Consider the following 20486-nt stretch of genomic DNA (forward strand, 5'->3'; position numbering starts at 1 on the left):
GAAGCGCCGCGCGGGCGGCGCTCGATTTGCGCACCACCGATAATCTCAAGACCTGCGCTTGGCAATCTCACTCACTCTCGCTGGAGGCAAAGCAGGCCCCAGTATCCGGACTATGCTTGTGGCAACCCAACAGCAACCCACCCTCCACAACCTGAGCGACATCCACCGCTTCATCGGCCCGCCACGGCTTAACCGATAAAGTATTGACCCAGAGCGGTGCGCGAGGTGCTGGCAGCTGTTAGAACGAAGCTTTTTCGTATTTGCAAGTAGCCAACCCGCCCGGGCAACTTTACAAGGCTCACAAGAGGAGAATTTCACCGCACCAAGCTCAATGCGATTAATTATCATTACATAATTAGGAATTCGTTACATCGCGCAAGAAACATAATTAACAAAAACGCGCGCAATGCCCGAAATTCAAGGCTTTCAGCCAGTTACGAAAGATTTTTGTTCTTAATCCTACGAATAAATTGCCACAGAAATTTTACTTGCACCGGGTTTACCCATAAAATCAGCGCGATTGATTCAGCTGCGACATTTGGTCACTGCATGTGCGACACCAGGTCGCCGCTCTACTTATTTCAGACTGCAGAGCTGGGTCTCTGTATAAGGATCTCTAGCATGTCCGATTCGGCAGGACTCATCGCCCACAACTGGGGCTTTGCCATCTTCCTTTTGGGTGTCGTCGGCCTGTGTGCCTTCATGCTCGGCCTGTCCAGCCTGCTCGGTAGCAAGGCTTGGGGCCGCGCCAAGAACGAACCCTTCGAATCCGGCATGCTGCCCGTCGGCAGCGCCCGCCTGCGCCTGTCCGCCAAATTCTATCTGGTCGCGATGCTGTTCGTGATCTTCGATATCGAAGCCCTCTTCCTCTTTGCATGGTCTGTGTCCGTCCGCGAAAGCGGCTGGACCGGGTTCGTCGAAGCGCTCGTTTTCATAGCAATTCTGTTGGCAGGTCTTGTCTACCTTTGGCGCGTCGGTGCTCTTGATTGGGCTCCCGAAGGTCGCCGCAAGCGGCAAGCGAAGCTGAAACAATGAGGCTTTGGCAATGCAATACAATCTCACCAGAATCGATCCGGATGCGCCCAACGAGCAGTACCCGGTAGGTGAACGGGAAACCGTCACCGACCAACTGCTCGAGGACCAGGTCCACAAGAACATCTACATGGGGAAACTCGAAGATGTGCTGCGTGGCGCGGTCAACTGGGGTCGCAAGAACTCCCTCTGGCCGTATAACTTCGGCCTGTCCTGCTGCTACGTGGAAATGACCACGGCCTTCACGGCGCCCCACGACATCGCCCGCTTCGGCGCCGAAGTCATCCGGGCCTCGCCGCGTCAGGCCGACTTCATGGTCATCGCCGGTACCTGCTTCATCAAGATGGCGCCGATCATTCAGCGCCTGTACGAGCAGATGCTCGAGCCGAAGTGGGTCATCTCCATGGGTTCGTGCGCCAACTCCGGTGGCATGTACGACATTTACTCGGTCGTTCAGGGGGTCGACAAGTTCCTCCCCGTGGATGTTTACGTGCCTGGCTGCCCGCCTCGCCCTGAAGCATTCCTGCAAGGCTTGATGCTGCTGCAGGAGTCGATTGGCCAGGAGCGACGCCCGCTTTCCTGGGTTGTTGGTGATCAAGGCATTTACCGTGCCGAGATGCCTGCCCAGAAAGACCTGCGTCGTGAACAGCGTATCGCGGTAACCAACCTGCGCAGCCCCGACGAAGTCTGATCCAGCGACCTGCCGCCCGCTCCCCAAGGAGCCGGCGGCCTGGCTTCATTCTCTACGTTGACTCAAAGCGACCGAGACCATGACAGCGGACACCGCTATTTATATTCCGCCTTACAAGGCTGACGACCAGGATGTGGTCGTCGAATTGCACAACCGTTTTGGTGCCGACGCCTTCGTCGCCCAGGAAACCCGCACCGGCATGCCGGTGCTGTGGGTAAAACGTGCACAGCTCAAAGAAGTCCTCAGCTTCCTGCGCAACGTCGCCAAGCCGTACAGCATGCTGTACGACCTGCATGGCGTCGACGAGCGCCTGCGCACCCAGCGCCGCGGCCTGCCCGCCGCCGATTTCAGCGTGTTCTACCACCTGCTGTCGGTTGAACGTAACAGCGACGTAATGATCAAGGTATCGCTCAGCGAAGGCGACCTGAACCTACCGACCGTGACGGGCATCTGGCCAAACGCCAACTGGTACGAGCGCGAAGTCTGGGACATGTTCGGCATCGACTTTGCCGGCCACCCGCACCTGAGCCGCATCATGATGCCGCCCACCTGGGAAGGCCACCCGCTGCGCAAGGACTACCCTGCCCGCGCCACCGAGTTCGACCCCTACAGCCTGACCCTGGCCAAGCAGCAGCTTGAAGAGGAATCGGCACGTTTCAACCCGGAAGCCTGGGGTATGAAGCGCCAGGGCGCCAACGAGGACTACATGTTCCTCAACCTCGGCCCCAACCACCCCTCTGCCCACGGTGCGTTCCGTATCGTCCTGCAACTGGACGGTGAAGAGATCGTCGACTGCGTCCCGGACATCGGCTACCACCACCGTGGTGCCGAGAAAATGGCCGAGCGCCAGTCCTGGCACAGCTTCATCCCCTACACCGACCGTATCGACTACCTCGGCGGGGTGATGAACAACCTGCCGTACGTACTGGCGGTAGAGAAGCTGGCCGGTATCAAGGTGCCGCAGAAGGTCGACGTGATTCGCATCATGCTCGCCGAATTCTTCCGCATCACCAGCCACCTGTTGTTCCTGGGTACCTACATCCAGGACGTCGGCGCCATGACCCCGGTGTTCTTCACCTTCACCGACCGCCAGCGCGCCTACACCGTGATCGAAGCGATCACCGGTTTCCGCCTGCACCCGGCCTGGTACCGCATCGGTGGCGTCGCCCACGACCTGCCGCGCGGCTGGGACAAGCTGGTCAAGGACTTCGTCGACTGGCTGCCTAAGCGCCTCGACGAATACACCAAGGCCGCCCTGCAGAACAGCATCCTCAAGGGCCGTACCGTCGGCGTCGCCGCATACAACACCAAGGAAGCGCTGGAATGGGGCACTACCGGTGCCGGCCTGCGTTCCACCGGTTGCGACTTCGACCTGCGTAAAGCGCGCCCGTATTCCGGCTACGAAAACTTCGAGTTCGAAGTACCGCTGGCCCACAACGGCGATGCCTACGATCGCTGCATGGTCCGTGTCGAGGAGATGCGTCAGAGTATCCGCATCATCGACCAATGCCTGCGCAACATGCCGGAAGGCCCGTACAAGGCGGATCACCCGCTGACCACGCCGCCGCCGAAAGAGCGCACCCTGCAGCACATCGAAACCTTGATCACGCACTTCCTGCAAGTCTCGTGGGGCCCGGTCATGCCGGCCAACGAGTCGTTCCAGATGATCGAAGCGACCAAGGGCATCAACAGTTACTACCTGACGAGCGATGGCGGCACCATGAGCTACCGCACCCGGATCCGTACCCCGAGCTACCCGCACCTGCAGCAGATCCCTTCGGTGATCAAAGGCAGCATGGTCGCCGACCTCATTGCGTACCTGGGCAGTATCGACTTCGTTATGGCTGACGTGGACCGCTAAGCATGAACAGCACGCTTATCCAGACAGACCGTTTCGCCCTGAGCGAAACCGAGCGCTCGGCCATCGAGCACGAGATGCATCACTACGAGGACCCGCGCGCGGCGTCCATCGAAGCCTTGAAGATCGTCCAGAAGGAACGTGGCTGGGTGCCGGACGGCGCCATTCACGCCATCGGCGAAGTGCTGGGCATCCCGGCCAGTGACGTCGAGGGCGTAGCGACGTTCTACAGCCAGATCTTCCGTCAGCCGGTCGGCCGCCACATCATCCGTGTGTGCGACAGCATGGTCTGCTACATCGGTGGCCACGAGTCGGTGGTCAGCCAGATCCAAAGCGAACTGGGCATCGGCCTCGGCCAGACCACCGCCGACGGGCGCTTCACCCTGCTGCCGGTCTGCTGCCTGGGCAACTGCGACAAGGCCCCGGCCCTGATGATCGACGATGACACCTTTGGCGACGTGCAGCCTGCTGGCGTTTCCAAACTGCTGGAGGGTTACGTATGACCATTACTTCCTTCGGCCCGGCCAACCGCATCGCGCGTTCGGCCGAAACCCACCCACTGACCTGGCGTCTGCGTGACGACGGCGAGCCGGTCTGGCTTGCCGAGTACCAGGCCAAGAACGGCTACGCTGCTGCCCGCAAGGCACTGAGCGAGATGTCGCAAGACGACATCGTGCAGAACGTCAAAGACTCCGGCCTCAAGGGCCGCGGCGGCGCAGGCTTCCCCACCGGGGTGAAGTGGGGCCTGATGCCTAAAGACGAATCCATGAACATCCGCTACCTGCTGTGCAACGCGGATGAAATGGAGCCGAACACCTGGAAGGACCGCATGCTGATGGAGCAACAGCCCCATCTGCTGGTCGAGGGGATGCTGATCAGCGCCCGCGCCCTGAAGGCCTACCGCGGCTACATCTTCCTGCGTGGCGAGTACACCACCGCAGCGAAAAACCTCAACCGCGCCATCGACGAAGCCAAGGCCGCTGGCCTCCTGGGCAAGAACATCCTGGGCTCGGGCTTTGACTTCGAGCTGTTCGTGCACACCGGCGCCGGTCGCTACATCTGCGGTGAAGAAACCGCACTGATCAACTCGCTGGAAGGCCGCCGCGCCAACCCACGGTCCAAGCCGCCCTTCCCTGCCGCCGTAGGCGTATGGGGCAAGCCGACCTGCGTGAACAACGTCGAGACCCTGTGCAACGTGCCGGCCATCGTCGCCAACGGCAACGACTGGTACAAGTCGCTGGCCCGCGAAGGCAGCGAAGACCACGGCACCAAGCTGATGGGCTTCTCCGGCAAGGTGAAAAACCCTGGCCTGTGGGAACTGCCTTTCGGCGTCACCGCCCGTGAGCTGTTCGAAGACTACGCCGGCGGCATGCGTGACGGCTTCAAGCTCAAGTGCTGGCAGCCAGGTGGCGCCGGTACCGGCTTCCTGCTGCCCGAGCACCTCGACGCACAGATGTACGCCGGCGGCATCGCCAAGGTTGGCACCCGGATGGGTACTGGCCTGGCCATGGCGGTCGACGACAGCATCAACATGGTCTCGCTGCTGCGCAACATGGAAGAGTTCTTCGCCCGCGAATCGTGCGGCTGGTGCACCCCATGCCGTGACGGCCTGCCGTGGAGCGTGAAGATGCTGCGCGCACTGGAGAACGGCCAAGGCCGCGCCGAAGACATCGAGACCCTGCTGGGTCTGGTCAACTTCCTCGGCCCAGGCCGTACCTTCTGTGCTCACGCACCGGGTGCGGTCGAGCCGTTGGGCAGTGCCATCAAATACTTCCGCTCCGAATTCGAGGCCGGTGTCGCCCCAGCCAGTGCTGCCGATGCCCTGCGCCCGAACCTGGCCAAGCCAGTGCCGAGCGGGCCGATCGTGGTCGGCGCATAACAAGATGAGCTGCGGGTGGTCCGTGCCACCCGCCAGCCTGCAGGCCGGCCCGAACGATTCGCGGCGGGCCGCAGGCGTACAGATTTCCATTAGCCACGCCCGCTCACGCGGGCCAACGAAGAACTTTGAACAATGGCCACTATCCACGTAGACGGCAAAGCGCTCGAAGTCAACGGTGCAGACAACCTGTTACAGGCGTGTCTGTCGCTCGGCCTCGACATCCCTTATTTCTGCTGGCACCCCGCGCTTGGTAGCGTTGGCGCCTGCCGGCAGTGCGCGGTCAAGCAGTACACCGACGAGAACGACACCCGTGGTCGTATCGTCATGTCCTGCATGACCCCTGCCTCCGACGGCACCTGGATCTCCATCGAAGATGAAGAGTCCAAGGCGTTTCGCGCCAGCGTCGTCGAATGGCTGATGACCAACCACCCGCACGACTGCCCAGTGTGCGAGGAAGGCGGTCACTGCCACCTGCAGGACATGACGGTAATGACCGGCCACAACGAGCGCCGCTACCGTTTCACCAAGCGTACCCACCAGAACCAGGACCTCGGCCCGTTCATCGCACACGAGATGAACCGCTGCATCGCCTGCTACCGCTGCGTGCGCTACTACAAAGACTACGCAGGCGGTACCGACCTGGGTGTCTATGGCGCCCACGACAACGTGTACTTCGGCCGCGTTGAAGACGGCGTGCTGGAAAGCGAGTTCTCCGGCAACCTGACCGAGGTCTGCCCGACCGGCGTGTTCACCGACAAGACCCACTCCGAGCGCTACAACCGCAAGTGGGACATGCAGTTCGCACCGAGCATCTGCCACGGCTGCTCCAGTGGCTGCAACATCAGCCCCGGCGAGCGCTACGGTGAACTGCGTCGCATCGAAAACCGCTTCAACGGCTCGGTCAACCAGTACTTCCTGTGCGACCGCGGCCGCTTCGGCTATGGCTACGTCAACCGCACCGACCGCCCACGCCAGCCACGCCTGGCCGATGGCACCAAGCTGAGCCTGGACGCCGCACTGGACAAGGCCGCTGACCTGCTGCGCGGTCGCACCATCGTCGGTATCGGCTCGCCGCGCGCCAGCCTCGAAAGCAACTACGGCCTGCGTGAACTGGTCGGCGCCGACTACTTCTATTCCGGTATGGAAGCGGGCGAACTGGCCCGCGTGCGCCTGGCCCTGAACGTGCTGAACAACAGCCCGCTGCCAGTGCCAACCCTGCGCGACATCGAAGACCACGACGCTGTATTCGTGCTCGGTGAAGACCTGACCCAGACCGCCGCCCGCGTTGCCCTGTCCGTACGCCAGGCCACCAAAGGCAAGGCCGAAGCCATGGCCGAGGCGATGAAAGTGCAGCCTTGGCTGGACGCCGCGGTGAAAAACATCGGCCAGCACGCGCTGTACCCGCTGTTCATCGCCAGCCTGGCTGAAACCAAGCTCGATGACGTCGCTGAAGAATGCGTACACGCAGCCCCGGCTGACCTGGCCCGCATCGGCTTCGCCGTAGCCCACGCCATCGACCCGAGCGCCCCGGCCGTTGCTGGCCTGGACGAAGAAGCCAAGGCCCTGGCCCAGCGCATCGCCGATGCCCTGGTTGCGGCCAAGCGCCCATTGGTGGTTGCCGGTACCTCGCTGGCCGACCCGGCGCTGATCGAAGCTGCCGCCAACATCGCCAAGGCCCTGAAGCTGCGCGAGAAAAACGGTTCGCTGAGCCTGGTCGTGCCTGAAGCCAACAGCTTCGGCCTGGCGATGCTGGGCGGTGAATCCGTCGATGCCGCGCTGGACGCGGTCATCAGCGGCAAGGCCGACGCCATCGTGGTCCTGGAAAACGACCTGTACACCCGCGTCTCGGCCGCCAAGGTCGATGCCGCCCTGGCTGCCGCCAAGGTCGTGATCGTTGCCGACCACTCCAACACCGCCACCCTGGAACGCGCTCACTTGGTACTGCCGGCAGCCTCGTTCGCCGAAGGTGACGGTACCCTGGTCAGCCAGGAAGGCCGCGCCCAGCGCTTCTTCCAGGTGTTCGACCCGCAATACCTGGACAGCAGCATCCTGGTTCACGAAGGCTGGCGCTGGATGCACGCCCTGCGTGCGACCCTGCTGAACAAGCCGGTCGACTGGACCCAACTGGACCACGTCACCAGCGCCTGCGCCGAAGCCGCCCCGCAACTGGCTGGCATCGTCAACGCAGCGCCTTCCGCCGCGTTCCGCATCAAGGGCATGAAACTGGCCCGTGAGCCGCTGCGCTACTCCGGCCGTACCGCCATGCGCGCCAACATCAGCGTGCACGAGCCGCGTACCCCGCAAGACAAGGACACCGCGTTCGCCTTCTCGATGGAAGGTTACTCGGGCTCCGTCGAACCGCGCCAGCAAGTGCCGTTCGCCTGGTCGCCGGGCTGGAACTCGCCGCAAGCCTGGAACAAGTTCCAGGACGAAGTCGGTGGCCATCTGCGTGCCGGTGACCCGGGTGTGCGCCTGATCGAATCGCAAGGTGATCGCCTGAACTGGTTCAACGCCATCCCGGGCGCATTCAACCCGGCGCGTGGCACCTGGACCGCCGTGCCGTTCTTCCACCTGTTCGGCAGCGAAGAGAACTCCTCGCGCGCCGCTCCGGTACAAGAGCGCATCCCTGCTGCCTACGTTGGCCTGGCCAAGTCCGAAGCGGACCGCCTGGGCGTCAACGAAGGTGCGCTGCTCAGCCTCAACGTGGCGGGCGTGGCACTGCGTCTGCCGCTGCGCATCAATGAAGAGCTGGGCGCTGGCCTGGTCGCGCTGCCGAAAGGCCTGGCCGGTATTCCGCCTGCCATCTTCGGTGCATCCGTCGAAGGCCTGCAGGAGGCAGCACAATGAGCTGGTTCACCCCCGAAGTGATCGATGTGATCATCCAGGTCGTCAAGGCTATCGTGGTGCTGCTGGCAGTGGTCGTCTGCGGCGCCCTGCTCAGCTTCGTCGAGCGCCGCCTGCTGGGCTGGTGGCAGGACCGCTACGGTCCGAACCGGGTCGGCCCGTTCGGCATGTTCCAGATCGCCGCCGACATGCTGAAGATGTTCTTCAAGGAAGACTGGAACCCGCCCTTCGTTGACAAGATGATCTTCACCCTGGCGCCGGTCGTGGCCATGAGCGCCCTGCTGATCGGCTTCTCGATCATCCCGATCACACCGGGCTGGGGCGTCGCCGACCTGAACATCGGCCTGCTGTTCTTCTTCGCCATGGCCGGCCTGTCGGTGTACGCCGTGCTGTTCGCCGGTTGGTCGTCGAACAACAAGTACGCGTTGCTGGGCAGCCTGCGGGCGTCGGCACAGACCGTCTCGTACGAGGTGTTCCTGGGCCTGGCGCTGATGGGCGTGGTGGTGCAGGTGGGTTCGTTCAACATGCGCGACATCGTTGAATACCAGGCCCAGAACCTGTGGTTCATCATTCCGCAGTTCTTCGGCTTCTGCACCTTCTTCATCGCTGGCGTCGCCGTGACTCACCGTCACCCGTTCGACCAGCCGGAAGCGGAACAGGAACTGGCCGACGGCTACCACATCGAGTATGCCGGCATGAAATGGGGCATGTTCTTCGTCGGTGAGTACATCGGCATCATCCTCATCTCGGCGCTGCTGGTGACCCTGTTCTTCGGCGGTTGGCACGGTCCGTTCGACCTGCTGCCTCAGGTGCCTTTCCTGTGGTTCGCGCTGAAAACCGCGTTCTTCATCATGCTGTTCATCCTGCTGCGCGCCTCGATCCCGCGCCCACGCTATGACCAGGTGATGGACTTCAGCTGGAAGTTCTGCCTGCCGCTGACCCTGATCAATTTGCTGGTGACCGCTGCGATCGTGCTTTACAACACGCCAGCCGTCGCGGCCCAGTGAGGATTTGACCCATGTTCAAGTATATCGGCGACATCGTTAAGGGCACCGGCACTCAGCTGCGCAGCCTGGCCATGGTGTTCTCCCACGGGTTCCGCAAGCGCGACACCCTGCAGTACCCCGAAGAAGCGGTGTACCTGCCGCCGCGCTACCGCGGCCGCATCGTCCTCACCCGCGACCCCGATGGCGAGGAGCGCTGCGTAGCGTGCAACCTCTGCGCGGTGGCCTGCCCGGTCGGCTGCATTTCGCTGCAGAAGGCCGAGACCGAGGACGGTCGTTGGTACCCCGAGTTCTTCCGCATCAACTTCTCGCGCTGCATCTTCTGCGGCCTGTGCGAAGAGGCGTGCCCGACCACCGCGATCCAGCTGACTCCGGATTTCGAAATGGCCGAGTTCAAGCGTCAGGACCTGGTGTACGAGAAAGAAGATCTGCTGATCTCCGGCCCCGGCAAGAACCCTGACTACAACTTCTACCGTGTTGCGGGTATGGCGATCGCTGGCAAGCCGAAAGGCTCTGCACAGAACGAAGCCGAGCCGATCAACGTGAAGAGCTTGCTCCCATAAGGACAGAAAGATGGAATTCGCTTTCTACTTCGCATCCGGGATCGCCGTGGTCTCCACCCTTCGGGTGGTGACCGGCACCAACCCCGTGCACGCCCTGCTCTACCTGATCATTTCGCTGATCTCCGTGGCAATGATCTTCTTCGCCCTGGGTGCGCCGTTCGCCGGCGCCCTGGAAGTGATCGCCTACGCCGGCGCCATCATGGTGCTGTTCGTCTTCGTGGTGATGATGCTCAACCTGGGGCCGGCGTCGGTCGCCCAGGAGCGCGGCTGGCTCAAGCCTGGCATATGGGCCGGGCCGGTGATCCTCGCCGCCCTGCTGCTGCTCGAGCTGCTGTACGTGCTGTTCGTCACCCCAAGCGGCGCAGCCATCAGCGGTACCACCGTGGACGCCAAGGCCGTGGGCATCAGCCTGTTCGGCCCCTACCTGCTGGTGGTCGAACTGGCCTCGATGCTGCTGCTTGCCGCAGCCGTCACCGCCTTCCACCTGGGCCGCAACGAGGCGAAGGAGTAAATCATGGGTGCTATCCCTCTCGAGCATGGTCTGGCGGTCGCCGGCATCCTGTTCTGCTTAGGTCTGGTTGGCCTGATGGTCCGCCGCAACATCCTCTTCGTGCTCATGAGCCTGGAAGTCATGATGAACGCCTCTGCGCTGGCGTTCATCGTCGCCGGTGCCCGTTGGGTCCAACCCGATGGCCAGGTGATGTTCATTCTGGTGATCAGCCTGGCAGCCGCCGAGGCCAGTATTGGCCTGGCGATCCTGCTGCAGCTGTATCGCCGCTTCCACACTCTCGACATCGATGCTGCCAGTGAGATGCGCGGATGAACCTTATCTTCCTGACTTTCGTCTTCCCCCTGATCGGCTTCTTGCTGCTGTCGTTCTCGCGCGGGCGGTTCTCGGAGAACCTGTCTGCCCTGATCGGCGTCGGCTCGGTGGGCCTCTCGGCCGCGACAGCCGCCTACGTCATCTGGCAATTCAACGTCGCCCCGCCTGAAGGCGGCGCGTACAGCCAGCTGCTGTGGCAGTGGATGTCGGTGGACGGTTTTGCGCCGAACTTCACCCTGTACGTGGACGGCCTGTCGGTCACCATGCTCGGCGTAGTCACCGGCGTAGGCTTCCTGATCCACCTGTTCGCGTCCTGGTACATGCGTGGCGAAGCCGGTTACTCGCGCTTCTTCTCGTACACCAACCTGTTCATCGCCAGCATGCTGTTCCTGGTGCTGGGCGATAACCTGCTGTTCATCTACTTCGGCTGGGAAGGCGTGGGCCTGTGCTCGTACCTGTTGATCGGTTTCTACTACAGCAACCGCAACAACGGGAACGCAGCACTCAAGGCCTTCATCGTCACCCGTATCGGCGACGTGTTCATGGCCATCGGCCTGTTCATCCTGTTCGCCCAGCTGGGTACCCTGAACGTGCAGGAACTGCTGGTACTGGCACCACAGAAGTTCCAGGCGGGTGACACCTGGATGGTCCTGGCAACCCTGATGCTGCTGGGCGGCGCGGTCGGTAAATCGGCCCAGCTGCCATTGCAGACCTGGTTGGCCGACGCGATGGCGGGCCCGACCCCGGTTTCGGCACTGATCCACGCCGCAACCATGGTGACCGCAGGCGTGTACCTGATTGCCCGTACCAACGGCCTGTTCCTGCTGGCGCCGGACATCCTGCACCTGGTGGGCGTGGTCGGCGGTGTGACCCTGGTACTGGCCGGCTTCGCTGCGCTGGTTCAGACCGACATCAAGCGTATCCTCGCCTACTCGACCATGAGCCAGATCGGCTACATGTTCCTGGCCCTGGGCGTTGGCGCCTGGGACGCGGCGATCTTCCACCTGATGACCCACGCCTTCTTCAAGGCCCTGCTTTTCCTTGCCTCCGGTGCGGTGATCGTTGCCTGCCACCACGAGCAGAACATCTTCAAGATGGGCGGCCTGTGGAAGAAACTGCCGCTGGCCTACGCCAGCTTCGTGGTCGGTGGTGCCGCCCTGGCTGCTCTGCCAATCGTCACCGTGGGCTTCTATTCCAAGGACGAGATCCTTTGGGAAGCCTTCGCCAGCGGCAACACCGGCTTGCTGTACGCCGGCCTGGTCGGTGCGTTCATGACCTCGCTGTACACCTTCCGCCTGATCTTCATCGCCTTCCACGGCGAAGCCAAGACCGAAGCCCACGCGGGCCACGGCATCAGCCACTGGCTGCCGCTGGGCGTGCTGATCGTGCTGTCGACCTTCGTCGGCGCCTGGATCACCCCGCCACTGGCCGGTGTACTGCCTGAAAGCGCCGGCCATGCCGGTGGCGACGCCAAGCACTCGCTGGAAATCGCCTCGGGTGCCATCGCCATCGCCGGTATCCTGCTGTCAGCCCTGCTGTTCCTGGGCAAGCGTCGTTTCGTCAGCGCCGTCGCCAACAGCAGCATCGGCCGCGTCCTGTCGGCCTGGTGGTTCGCTGCCTGGGGCTTCGACTGGATCTACGACAAGCTCTTCGTCAAACCTTACCTGCTGATCAGCCACATCCTGCGCAAGGACCCGGTTGACCGCAGCATTGGCCTGATCCCTCGGATGGCCCGTGGCGGCCACGTCGCCATGAGCAAGACCGAGACCGGCCAGCTGCGTTGGTACACCGCCTCGATCGCCGTCGGCGCCGTGCTGGTACTCGGTGCTGTGGTAGTGGCCGCGGTATGACTATGAATCTTGCGACTTTGCCAAAGGAAACCAACCCGTCATGATTTTGCCTTGGCTGATCCTGATCCCCTTCATCGGCGGCTTCCTGTGCTGGCTGGGTGAGCGCTTCGGCGCCACCCTGCCGCGCTGGATCGCGCTGCTGACCATGTCCCTGCTGCTCGGCATCGGCCTGTACCTGTGGGGCACCGGCGACTACACCCTGGCCCCCGCTCCGGGCGCCGAACCTGCCTGGGCACTCGAATACAAAGTCGAGTGGATCAAGCGCTTCGGCATCAGCATCCACCTGGCCCTCGACGGCCTGTCGCTGCTGATGATCCTGCTGACCGGCCTGCTCGGTGTGCTGTCGGTACTGTGCTCCTGGAAAGAGATCCAGCGCCACGTCGGCTTCTTCCACCTCAACCTGATGTGGATCCTCGGCGGCGTGGTCGGTGTGTTCCTGGCCCTGGACCTGTTCCTGTTCTTCTTCTTCTGGGAAATGATGCTGGTGCCGATGTATTTCCTCATCGCGCTCTGGGGTCACAGCTCTGCAGACGGCAAGAAGACCCGGATCTACGCTGCAACCAAGTTCTTCATCTTCACCCAGGCCAGCGGCCTGATCATGTTGGTGGCGATCCTTGGCCTGGTGCTGGTCAACTACAACACCACCGGCGTACTCACCTTCAACTACAGCGACCTGCTCAAGGCCGAACTGCCAGCCGGTGTCGAGTACGTGCTGATGCTGGGCTTCTTCATCGCCTTCGCGGTCAAGCTGCCGGTGGTGCCGTTCCACTCCTGGCTGCCTGATGCGCACGCCCAGGCACCGACTGCAGGTTCCGTGGACCTGGCGGGTATCTTGCTGAAGACGGCGGCCTACGGCCTGCTGCGCTTCGCCCTGCCGCTGTTCCCGAACGCCTCGGCCGAGTTTGCGCCGATCGCCATGACCCTGGGCCTGATCGGTATCTTCTACGGTGCCTTCCTGGCCTTCGCGCAAACCGACATCAAGCGCCTGATCGCCTTCTCCAGCGTTTCGCATATGGGCTTCGTGCTGATCGGTATCTACTCCGGCAGCCAGCAAGCCCTGCAAGGCGCGGTGATCCAGATGCTGGCCCACGGCCTGTCGGCTGCTGCGCTGTTCATCCTGTCCGGCCAGCTGTACGAGCGCCTGCACACCCGTGACATGCGTCAAATGGGTGGCCTGTGGCACCGCATCGCCTACCTGCCTGCAATCAGCCTGTTCTTCGCCGCCGCATCGCTGGGCCTGCCAGGCACCGGCAACTTCGTCGGCGAGTTCCTGATCCTGATCGGCAGCTTCGCCAGCGTGCCATGGATCACCGTGATCGCCACCACCGGCCTGGTCTTCGGCTCGGTCTACTCGCTGATCATGATCCACCGCGCCTACTTCGGCCCAAGCAAAAGCGACACCGTGCTGGCCGGGATGGACGGCCGCGAGCTGATCATGGTGCTGGGCCTGGCAGTGCTGCTGATCGTGCTTGGTGTGTACCCGCAGCCGTTCCTCGACACTTCTGCCGCCACCATGAGCGGTGTGCAGCAGTGGCTTGGTTCCGCTTTCACTCAACTCGCTTCGGCCCGGTAAGAGCGCTATGGAATTCACCACTCAACACTTCATCGCATTGGCGCCGATGCTGATCACCACCATCACCACGGTGGTGGTGATGCTGGCGATCGCCTGGAAGCGCAACCACTCGCAAACCTTCCTGCTGTCCACCGTGGGCCTGAACCTGGCCTTGCTGTCGATCTTGCCGGCACTGAAGGTCGCGCCCCTGGCGGTGACCTCGCTGATCACCATCGACAAGTTCGCCTGCCTGTACATGGCGATCATCCTGGTGGCCACGCTGGCCTGCGTGACGCTGGCCCACGCCTACCTTGGCGAAGGCGCCAAAGGCTTCCCGGGCAACCGTGAAGAACTCTACCTGCTGCTGCTGATGTCGGCACTGGGTGGCCTGGTGCTGGTCAGTGCCAACCACTTAGCCGGCCTGTTCATCGGCCTGGAACTGCTGTCGGTGCCGGTCTATGGCCTGGTGGCGTATGCCTTCTTCAACAAGCGTTCGCTGGAAGCCGGCATCAAGTACATGGTGCTGTCAGCTGCAGGTTCTGCGTTCCTGCTGTTCGGCATGGCACTGCTGTACGCCGATGCCGGTAGCTTGAGCTTTGACCAGATCGGCAAAGCCCTGGCAGCCACCAACATGCCAAGCCTGGTCGCACAACTGGGCCTGGGCATGATGCTGGTCGGCCTGGCCTTCAAACTGTCGCTGGTGCCGTTCCACCTGTGGACCCCGGACGTGTATGAAGGTGCTCCGGCGCCAGTCGCTGCGTTCCTGGCCACCGCCAGCAAGGTTGCGGTATTCGCCGTGGTCGTGCGTCTGTTCATGCTCTCCCCTGCTGCCAGCAGCGGCGTGCTGAGCACCGTTCTGGCGGTGATCGCGGTGGCCTCGATCCTGGTCGGTAACCTGTTGGCACTGACCCAGAGTAACCTCAAGCGTCTGCTGGGTTACTCGTCGATCGCCCACTTCGGTTACCTGGTCATCGCCCTGGTCGCCAGCAAGGGCCTGGCCCTGGAAGCCATGGGCGTGTACCTGGTCACCTACGTGATCACCAGCCTGGGTGCCTTCGGCGTCATCACATTGATGTCCTCGCCGTACGGCGGCCGTGATGCCGACGCCCTGTACGAGTACCGTGGCCTGTTCTGGCGCCGTCCGTACCTGACTGCCGTGCTGACCGTGATGATGCTGTCGCTGGCCGGCATCCCGCTGACCGCTGGCTTCATCGGCAAGTTCTACATCATCGCCACCGGCGTCGAGTCGCACCTGTGGTGGCTGGTCGGTGCCTTGGTGATCGGTAGCGCCATCGGTGTTTACTACTACCTGCGCGTCATGGTCACCCTGTACCTGGTCGAGCCAAACCTGCGTCGTCACGATGCCCCGCTGAAGTGGGAACAGCGCACCGGCGGCGTCATGCTGCTGGCCATCGCTATCCTGGCCTTCGTGCTCGGTGTCTACCCGCAACCGCTGCTGGAAATGGTTCAGCAGGCCGGCCTGCAACTGATCGGCTGATCAGCCCTGCAATACAAAACACCCCGCTCATGCGGGGTGTTTTTTTTTCTGCGCCAAAGGGCTGTTTACTCGACCGCTTCAGGCAACGCGGCCCTGCGCAGCTCGCCATTGGCCGATGGCAGGTGGACTTCAGGGTTGGGCATCCCGCTGGGAGAAAGTTCATGGGTCATTTCAAACTCGGCTCGCACTGACCAGCCACAGGCCTCGGTGGTGCATTGCAGGTAGGCGACCCGAAGAAATATATGGCGCCCCTCACTGGTGCGTATGCGCATACGGCTGTTGCAATGCGGGCAGACCAGCTTATACGTACTCACGGCCGGCACCTGCAGGCATTACACACGCCGTTGATCTGTGAGAATGATCGTTTAGTTTTGTCAGTATTTACTGCATAAGTGAATGTATTCTTCAGTTTGATGCTTCTCATTGCAGAAATGCTCCTTAAAAACGCAGGGCTGTATTCATAACGAGTAGTTTAAGCCCATGGATTATCATTAAACCAGACATGGATAATTGTTATGAGTACTCACTTGCTAGCGCCTGTACTTACGCGCCTGAAGCTGTTAATCGGTTGCGAGACGGATGCTGAGCTATCCAGAGCACTAGCCATCAGCCCACAGACGTTGAGCAGCTGGAAAGTACGCGACAGCATTCCATACTCAATATGCATAGAAATCGCCAGGCAGCATGCGTGTTCACTCGACTGGCTACTGCTGGGTGAACCCGTACAAAACCGCAAGACGGACAAAGATGACTGGGAGCGCGACATGCTCGAGCGGCTACGGACGCTTTCCGCAGCCGACCGCCAGGCAGTGCTCCTGCTCATCCAGGACAAGCAACGTATCCAACAACTGGAACAGCAACTGAGGGAGCTTGCCAAAAAACTGCCGGATGCCATCTGCAGTTAACCTCTGCGGCGCCAGCGCTGAATGATTTCGCTCGGGTCCAGCGCATCCAGCGAAGCCATGACCTTTAGGCTGATCGGGATTACCGCCACGGCTGCCACGAAGGCGGCCATGCCACGGGTAAGCATGGGTGCCAGGGACGACACCAAGGGTTCAAACAGGTGGCCCACACCTACGGCTACGAACACCAGCAGCATTTTCTTGCAGATCGTCAGGCGCGTGGATGTATTGGTGATCAAGCGGTCTTGAGCCGCGCTGACCAACAGGCCCCCCAGCAACGCGCTGAACAGGACCGTGCCATCCATGCCCACTAGCTCCAGAGCAGCCACGAACAGGTTCTCGAAAAATGTGCCTTCAAGCATAAACACCTCCCCTGCGCGACGCCTTCCGGTGGGGAAATGCGCGCAGATCTCGCAGAATCGAGGCCTCTACAAAGCGTGTGTAGCAAACCAGCAGTGCCCGCCCATGATCGTGCCCGGACACATCTTCCAGACGCTTGTAGCCCCGCTCACGCAGTGCCGCGCGCCAACGAGCGAACTCTCGCGCTGCATCGATAGCGGCGCATTGTGCTGCAACCTCGAAATGCGCTTGGCTGGTGCCCGGCTGAAGCTGCAAGCGTTCACGCAATGCCGCCAGCTCCAGCCGCGGCCAGAACGGGTCATGGCAGTCCGGGAATCGGGGCCGTATGGCAGTAGGTTCAAGATGAGTTGCTGCACGATGATTCATGTTCATCCCCCCTCACTGCTCGGCCAGCATGCCGTAGCGAATCGCCCTGATGACGGCCGCCACACGTGTAGGCACATCAAACTTGCGCAAGATATTGGCAACGTGAAAGTTCACCGTTGACTCCTTGCACTCCAGTATCTGGCCAATTTCCCACGAGCTCTTGCCGTAGGCGCACCACAGCAATACCTGCCGCTCACGCGGCGTCAGGTGGATGGGTGAATCCGAGAGGGATTCGGGCGAGTATCGTGCGTTGTCATTCATCGTTGAACTCCACGAGTGTTTGAGAGAGGCATCACTGCCGATCTGCAAACACCTTACGAAGCACCCCGTACCCTCTCCACCCGAGCAACTTGTAAAGAACTTCCCTACAGAATCGTCTGACGAAGGTTGCGCGAGATTTACTGCAGTTCTTCGTGCTCCAAGCGCCGTTTCGCTCGTCTCAACGCCGTTGTCCATTCGCCTTTCGCCTGGAGTCGTACGATGCGTTCCGTTTTACCCCTTTCGTCTTGCCTTGGCCTGCTGGCTGCCATCACCGCCACGCCACCGGCCCTGGCCGCTCAATCGGTCGAGTTGGGGCAGGTGCTGATCACCGACGAGGAGCAAAGCGAACTGACGGCCGCCAGCGAGCGTTTACGCGCAATCCCAGGCGCCAGCAACCTGGTGGACATGCAGCGTGTGGGGCAAGGCCGGGTCGCCAGTAACCAGGATGTACTCGCCTACCAGCCTGGTGTGTTCGCCCAATCGGCGGGCAATGACGGTATCAAGCTGTCGATCCGTGGGTCGGGTATCAACCGGGCACCCGGCGCGCACGGTTCCGGGGTCTACACGATGTTCGACGGTTTGCCGCTCACCGGCCCAGGCGGTACGCCATACGAGCTGTTCGAGCCGCTGTGGCTGAGCCGTGCCGAGGTTTTGCGCGGGGCCAATGGCTTCGATCAAGGCGCCCTCGCCCTGGGTGGCGCCATCAACTACGTCACCCATACCGGCTACGATGCCGCGCCCTTACAGGTGCGATACGAGGTCGGCAGCCGCGGCTACCAGCATCGGCACATCAGCTCTGGGCAGGTGCTGGGCAACCTCGATTACTACGTGGCGCTGACCGACTCGGAATACGATGGCTATCAGGTGCACAGCAGTGGCAGTGCCAAAGGTATTGCCGCGAACGTCGGCTACCGTTTCAACCCGAACCTGGAAACGCGTTTCTACCTGCGCTACCGGGAAACCGAGAACGACCTGGCCGGGCGCCTGACCAAGGACCAGATCAAGCATGACCCGCGTGCCGCCAACCCGGCGTACCTGGCGCGCGACGACAGCCGCCCGCAACCGGGCAGCACCTGGGTGGCCAACAAGACCACCTTCTACCTCGAGGACGATGCCCGGGTGGAAGCCGGGCTGGTCTATCACGACTTCCCAATGGACCTGCGCGAAGGCCCGATGCGCCTGAAGGTCGCTTACACCGATGTCAGCGGCACCCTGAACTATTTCCGCCGCGACACCCTGCTGGGCCGCGAGAGCAAGACCACCCTAGGCTGGCGAACCACCAAACACCTGCCCAACAGTGGTGCCTCACAATTTGCCCGTACCAGCGGCGATAACTTCGGCGCACGCAGCCGCGACTTCAGCTACCAGGGCTCAGACACCGTGCTGCATGCGGGCAACGATCTGGAGCTGATCCCGGACCTGTGGCTGACCACTGGCCTGGCGATGATCTATACCCGCCGCGAAAGCGATGTCAGCTACCCGCTCAATGGTGGCAAGGTCAGTCAGCATGACTGGGACTACGCGCCGCGCCTGGGCCTACGCTACGACATCAGCCCGCAACTGCAGGTTTACGGCAACCTGAGCCGCTCGGTCGAACCGCCACACCCCTGGTCGCTGATCTGGAGCTCACCGGTAGCTACGCAACCGATCGACCTGCAAAATCAGACAGCCACCACGCTGGAGCTGGGCGCGCGCGGCGACTCTGCGCTGGGGCGCTGGGACCTGGCCTGGTATTACTCGCAAGTGCGCCACGAACTACTGGCCGTTGAAATCGTGCCAGGCTTGCCGGCCAAAGAGTTCAATGCCAGCGCCACCGTGCACCAGGGTGTCGAGGCAGGCCTGGACACTACGCTGTGGGAGCGAGCAGGCACAGGCAAGCTGAGCCTGCGCCAGGCCTACACCTTCAGTGACTTCCACTACCGCGACGACGAGCAGTTCGGCGATAACCGCCTGCCCGGCATCCCCATGCACTACTACCAAGGTGAGCTGCGTTATGACTGGCCCAGCGGTTTCTATGCCGGGGTCAACACGCAGATGGCGTCGAAGGTGCAGGTGGATTATGCCAACAGCTATCACGCCGACGCCTATGCCTTGCTGGGCGCGCGCCTGGGCTGGGACTCACCGAAACAGGACTGGCAGACCTGGCTGGACCTGCGCAACCTGACCAACAAACGCTACGCCGCGACAGTGACGCCGGGCTACAACGACGCCGGGCAGGACATTGCCCGCTCGACGCCGGGTGAAGGGGTTGGGGTTTATGCGGGGGTTTCCTACAGCTTCCGATAAAACGACCGGGGGCCGCCATAGGCCCCCTGCGCCTGAGCAGGGCTTCAGACCGCCCTGTTCAACTTCACCCACGTAGCGAACTTGTCGACAAACCCCTGCAGAAACGGCCGCGTCTTATCGTTGAGCTTGCCGGATTCCTCGAACAGGTTCGCCGCGCCCCCGAGGTACGCCTCAGGCATCTGCATGCAAGGCATGTCGAGGAACACCAGCGACTGGCGCACGGCATGGTTGGCACCAAAGCCGCCAATGGCGCCCGGCGACACACTCACCACTGCCGTCGGCTTGCCACTCCAGGCGCTTTGGCCATAAGGCCGGGAGCCAACATCAATTGCGTTCTTCAGGCAACCCGGCACCGAACGGTTGTACTCGGGCGTGACGAACAGCACTGCGTCACTGCGGCGAATCTCGTCACGAAAGCGCTTCCAGGAGTCTGGCGCGGTGGCCTCGACGTCTTCGTTATACAGGGGTAGATCGCCAATCTCGACAATCTTCAAGGCAAGGCTGGACGGCGCCAGCTCCGAAAGTGCGCGGGCTACCTTGCGGTTGTAGGAATCCTTGCGCAAGCTGCCGACGACGACCGCTACCGAATACACCTGGCTCATGGCGATTTCCAACCTTTGCTGGCTAAGAGGACGTTGTAGTTATAGATGACCGTTTCTCGGCGCTTTGGTTTTTTTTCCACCCGGCGAAAACTTCCGGGTATCTTGTACGGTCTAT

The 20486-nt window shown here is 62.0% G+C and carries 20 protein-coding genes; 15 read left to right on the forward strand and 5 right to left on the reverse strand.

The window, feature by feature from the left end; genetic code table 11:
* Positions 1-621 precede the first annotated feature (621 nt).
* From LOY53_RS17850 to nuoN, 13 genes are all read left to right on the forward strand, one after another.
* Complete coding sequence (locus LOY53_RS17850) at positions 622-1035, forward strand: NADH-quinone oxidoreductase subunit A (RefSeq protein ID WP_003251427.1); 414 nt, start codon at positions 622-624, stop codon at positions 1033-1035.
* 10 nt (positions 1036-1045) lie between these two features.
* Positions 1046-1723, forward strand: a complete 678-nt coding sequence (locus LOY53_RS17855) for an NADH-quinone oxidoreductase subunit B family protein (RefSeq protein ID WP_012313769.1) — start codon at positions 1046-1048, stop codon at positions 1721-1723.
* A 79-nt stretch (positions 1724-1802) separates the two neighbouring features.
* A complete protein-coding gene (gene nuoC, locus LOY53_RS17860) occupies positions 1803-3584 on the forward strand; it encodes an NADH-quinone oxidoreductase subunit C/D (RefSeq protein WP_027592809.1) in 1782 nt (593 codons plus the stop codon).
* A 2-nt stretch (positions 3585-3586) separates the two neighbouring features.
* Complete coding sequence (gene nuoE, locus LOY53_RS17865) at positions 3587-4084, forward strand: NADH-quinone oxidoreductase subunit NuoE (protein WP_003251433.1); 498 nt, start codon at positions 3587-3589, stop codon at positions 4082-4084.
* Complete coding sequence (nuoF, locus tag LOY53_RS17870) at positions 4081-5460, forward strand: NADH-quinone oxidoreductase subunit NuoF (protein ID WP_099454798.1); 1380 nt, start codon at positions 4081-4083, stop codon at positions 5458-5460. Before nuoE ends, nuoF begins: the two co-directional genes overlap by 4 nt.
* A 132-nt stretch (positions 5461-5592) precedes the next feature.
* Positions 5593-8307: an NADH-quinone oxidoreductase subunit NuoG gene (gene nuoG, locus LOY53_RS17875; RefSeq protein ID WP_027592812.1), complete on the forward strand. Its 2715-nt coding sequence runs from the start codon at positions 5593-5595 to the stop codon at positions 8305-8307.
* Positions 8304-9311 (forward strand): NADH-quinone oxidoreductase subunit NuoH, encoded by a 1008-nt coding sequence (gene nuoH, locus LOY53_RS17880; protein WP_027592813.1) that lies wholly within the window; start codon positions 8304-8306, stop codon positions 9309-9311. The genes nuoG and nuoH overlap by 4 nt, the downstream gene beginning before the upstream one ends.
* Before the next feature lie 11 nt (positions 9312-9322).
* On the forward strand, positions 9323-9871 hold the full coding sequence (gene nuoI / locus LOY53_RS17885) for an NADH-quinone oxidoreductase subunit NuoI (RefSeq protein ID WP_027592814.1): 549 nt from the start codon (positions 9323-9325) through the stop codon (positions 9869-9871).
* Positions 9872-9881: 10 nt separating this feature from the next.
* A complete protein-coding gene (gene nuoJ, locus LOY53_RS17890; RefSeq protein ID WP_027592815.1) occupies positions 9882-10382 on the forward strand; it encodes an NADH-quinone oxidoreductase subunit J in 501 nt (166 codons plus the stop codon).
* Between the two features lie 3 nt (positions 10383-10385).
* A complete protein-coding gene (gene nuoK, locus LOY53_RS17895; RefSeq protein WP_008096201.1) occupies positions 10386-10694 on the forward strand; it encodes an NADH-quinone oxidoreductase subunit NuoK in 309 nt (102 codons plus the stop codon).
* Positions 10691-12544, forward strand: a complete 1854-nt coding sequence (nuoL, locus tag LOY53_RS17900) for an NADH-quinone oxidoreductase subunit L (protein WP_252825151.1) — start codon at positions 10691-10693, stop codon at positions 12542-12544. Before nuoK ends, nuoL begins: the two co-directional genes overlap by 4 nt.
* A gap of 40 nt (positions 12545-12584) precedes the next feature.
* Positions 12585-14117: an NADH-quinone oxidoreductase subunit M gene (gene nuoM / locus LOY53_RS17905; RefSeq protein ID WP_085272594.1), complete on the forward strand. Its 1533-nt coding sequence runs from the start codon at positions 12585-12587 to the stop codon at positions 14115-14117.
* Positions 14118-14124: 7 nt separating this feature from the next.
* A complete protein-coding gene (nuoN, locus tag LOY53_RS17910) occupies positions 14125-15594 on the forward strand; it encodes an NADH-quinone oxidoreductase subunit NuoN (RefSeq protein WP_085272593.1) in 1470 nt (489 codons plus the stop codon).
* Positions 15595-15659: 65 nt separating this feature from the next.
* Here the strand turns inward: nuoN and LOY53_RS17915 are convergent, their stop codons facing one another.
* Complete coding sequence (locus tag LOY53_RS17915) at positions 15660-15908, reverse strand: ogr/Delta-like zinc finger family protein (RefSeq protein ID WP_099454802.1); 249 nt, start codon at positions 15906-15908, stop codon at positions 15660-15662.
* 201 nt (positions 15909-16109) lie between these two features.
* Here LOY53_RS17915 and LOY53_RS17920 point away from each other — a divergent pair, with 201 nt between their 5' ends.
* The gene (locus LOY53_RS17920) at positions 16110-16499 is read left to right on the forward strand and encodes a helix-turn-helix domain-containing protein (RefSeq protein WP_252825152.1); all 390 of its coding nucleotides are present in this window, start codon (positions 16110-16112) and stop codon (positions 16497-16499) included.
* On the opposite strand, the gene LOY53_RS17925 is transcribed toward LOY53_RS17920, so the two are convergent.
* The 3 genes from LOY53_RS17925 to LOY53_RS17935 are packed head-to-tail and all read right to left on the reverse strand — an operon-like array spanning position 16496 to position 17483.
* Positions 16496-16858, reverse strand: coding sequence for a hypothetical protein (locus LOY53_RS17925; protein WP_252825153.1), 363 nt, complete (start codon positions 16856-16858; stop codon positions 16496-16498). The two genes, LOY53_RS17920 and LOY53_RS17925, sit on opposite strands and share 4 nt — an antisense overlap.
* On the reverse strand, positions 16851-17228 hold the full coding sequence (locus LOY53_RS17930) for a head completion/stabilization protein (protein ID WP_252825154.1): 378 nt from the start codon (positions 17226-17228) through the stop codon (positions 16851-16853). The genes LOY53_RS17925 and LOY53_RS17930 overlap by 8 nt, the downstream gene beginning before the upstream one ends.
* A 6-nt stretch (positions 17229-17234) precedes the next feature.
* Positions 17235-17483: a helix-turn-helix domain-containing protein gene (locus LOY53_RS17935; RefSeq protein ID WP_252825155.1), complete on the reverse strand. Its 249-nt coding sequence runs from the start codon at positions 17481-17483 to the stop codon at positions 17235-17237.
* Between the two features lie 219 nt (positions 17484-17702).
* Between LOY53_RS17935 and LOY53_RS17940 the strand changes: the two genes are divergently transcribed.
* A complete protein-coding gene (locus tag LOY53_RS17940; protein ID WP_252825157.1) occupies positions 17703-19769 on the forward strand; it encodes a TonB-dependent receptor domain-containing protein in 2067 nt (688 codons plus the stop codon).
* A 44-nt stretch (positions 19770-19813) separates the two neighbouring features.
* Here the strand turns inward: LOY53_RS17940 and chrR are convergent, their stop codons facing one another.
* On the reverse strand, positions 19814-20371 hold the full coding sequence (gene chrR / locus LOY53_RS17945) for a class I chromate reductase ChrR (protein WP_252825158.1): 558 nt from the start codon (positions 20369-20371) through the stop codon (positions 19814-19816).
* Between the last annotated feature and the right edge of the window lie 115 nt (positions 20372-20486).

Source organism: Pseudomonas sp. B21-031 (assembly GCF_024748985.1).
GTDB lineage: Bacteria > Pseudomonadota > Gammaproteobacteria > Pseudomonadales > Pseudomonadaceae > Aquipseudomonas > Aquipseudomonas kermanshahensis.

Bases quoted from the DNA above. Each gene is read 5' to 3' on its own strand.
- LOY53_RS17925 (WP_252825153.1), bottom strand. From the start codon at position 16,858: ATGCTTGAAGGCACATTTTTCGAGAACCTGTTCGTGGCTGCTCTGGAG.
- LOY53_RS17920 (WP_252825152.1), top strand. From the start codon at position 16,110: ATGAGTACTCACTTGCTAGCGCCTGTACTTACGCGCCTGAAGCTGTTA.
- nuoG (WP_027592812.1), top strand. From the start codon at position 5,593: ATGGCCACTATCCACGTAGACGGCAAAGCGCTCGAAGTCAACGGTGCA.
- nuoL (WP_252825151.1), top strand. From the start codon at position 10,691: ATGAACCTTATCTTCCTGACTTTCGTCTTCCCCCTGATCGGCTTCTTG.
- LOY53_RS17850 (WP_003251427.1), top strand. From the start codon at position 622: ATGTCCGATTCGGCAGGACTCATCGCCCACAACTGGGGCTTTGCCATC.
- chrR (WP_252825158.1), bottom strand. From the start codon at position 20,371: ATGAGCCAGGTGTATTCGGTAGCGGTCGTCGTCGGCAGCTTGCGCAAG.
- LOY53_RS17855 (WP_012313769.1), top strand. From the start codon at position 1,046: ATGCAATACAATCTCACCAGAATCGATCCGGATGCGCCCAACGAGCAG.
- nuoJ (WP_027592815.1), top strand. From the start codon at position 9,882: ATGGAATTCGCTTTCTACTTCGCATCCGGGATCGCCGTGGTCTCCACC.
- LOY53_RS17940 (WP_252825157.1), top strand. From the start codon at position 17,703: ATGCGTTCCGTTTTACCCCTTTCGTCTTGCCTTGGCCTGCTGGCTGCC.
- nuoH (WP_027592813.1), top strand. From the start codon at position 8,304: ATGAGCTGGTTCACCCCCGAAGTGATCGATGTGATCATCCAGGTCGTC.
- nuoN (WP_085272593.1), top strand. From the start codon at position 14,125: ATGGAATTCACCACTCAACACTTCATCGCATTGGCGCCGATGCTGATC.
- LOY53_RS17930 (WP_252825154.1), bottom strand. From the start codon at position 17,228: ATGAACATGAATCATCGTGCAGCAACTCATCTTGAACCTACTGCCATA.
- nuoC (WP_027592809.1), top strand. From the start codon at position 1,803: ATGACAGCGGACACCGCTATTTATATTCCGCCTTACAAGGCTGACGAC.
- LOY53_RS17935 (WP_252825155.1), bottom strand. From the start codon at position 17,483: ATGAATGACAACGCACGATACTCGCCCGAATCCCTCTCGGATTCACCC.
- nuoK (WP_008096201.1), top strand. From the start codon at position 10,386: ATGGGTGCTATCCCTCTCGAGCATGGTCTGGCGGTCGCCGGCATCCTG.
- nuoE (WP_003251433.1), top strand. From the start codon at position 3,587: ATGAACAGCACGCTTATCCAGACAGACCGTTTCGCCCTGAGCGAAACC.
- nuoF (WP_099454798.1), top strand. From the start codon at position 4,081: ATGACCATTACTTCCTTCGGCCCGGCCAACCGCATCGCGCGTTCGGCC.
- nuoM (WP_085272594.1), top strand. From the start codon at position 12,585: ATGATTTTGCCTTGGCTGATCCTGATCCCCTTCATCGGCGGCTTCCTG.
- nuoI (WP_027592814.1), top strand. From the start codon at position 9,323: ATGTTCAAGTATATCGGCGACATCGTTAAGGGCACCGGCACTCAGCTG.